At 34.0% G+C, this 845-nt stretch carries 2 protein-coding genes; one reads left to right on the forward strand and one right to left on the reverse strand.

The features are described 5' to 3' along the window. On the forward strand, positions 1 to 560 hold a 560-nt coding region (locus IDG60_RS16905), incomplete at its 5' end, for an SDR family oxidoreductase (RefSeq protein WP_164826118.1). Positions 561 to 754: 194 nt separating this feature from the next. On the opposite strand, the gene IDG60_RS22735 is transcribed toward IDG60_RS16905, so the two are convergent. Then, a partial coding sequence (locus IDG60_RS22735; RefSeq protein WP_241013393.1) for a hypothetical protein occupies positions 755 to 845 on the reverse strand: 91 nt, incomplete at its 5' end.

Consider the following 845-nt stretch of genomic DNA (forward strand, 5'->3'; position numbering starts at 1 on the left):
AAGAGGTTATTAATGGTTTTGAGCAAATTGGTAAAGATGTTGGCAATATTGATGGTGTATATCATTCAATCGCATTTGCTAATATGGAAGACTTACGCGGACGCTTTTCTGAAACTTCACGTGAAGGTTTCTTGTTAGCTCAAGACATTAGTTCTTACTCACTAACTATCGTTGCTCATGAAGCTAAAAAATTAATGCCAGAAGGTGGTAGCATTGTTGCAACAACATATTTAGGTGGCGAATTCGCAGTTCAAAACTATAATGTGATGGGTGTTGCTAAAGCGAGCTTAGAAGCAAATGTTAAATATTTAGCATTAGACTTAGGTCCAGATAATATTCGCGTTAATGCAATTTCAGCTGGTCCAATCCGTACATTAAGTGCAAAAGGTGTGGGTGGTTTCAATACAATTCTTAAAGAAATCGAAGAGCGTGCACCTTTAAAACGTAATGTTGATCAAGTAGAAGTAGGTAAAACTGCGGCTTACTTATTAAGTGATTTATCAAGTGGCGTTACAGGTGAAAATATTCATGTAGATAGCGGATTCCACGCAATTAAATAATATCATTCAACAGCTTTGTTCACGTTATTATATATGTGAGCAAAGCTTTTTTGCTTTTATAATAATCGGACTGATGGAAAATTATTTGATATTTCATTTGACTGATTTTTTATGCACAAAAAAATCGCCTCAAAAGCTGTAGTTTCAACTTTTGATGCGATAGTATCTTATATTCTTAAAAGACATCCACAGAATTAGTCCTTAACATTACTGTTTGCTTTATCAATAATGCGTTGGCGGTATTTGAAAATATTACTAACAACCGTTTTAAGTACAGCATATAAT

This window comes from Staphylococcus sp. EG-SA-2 (assembly GCF_017152085.1).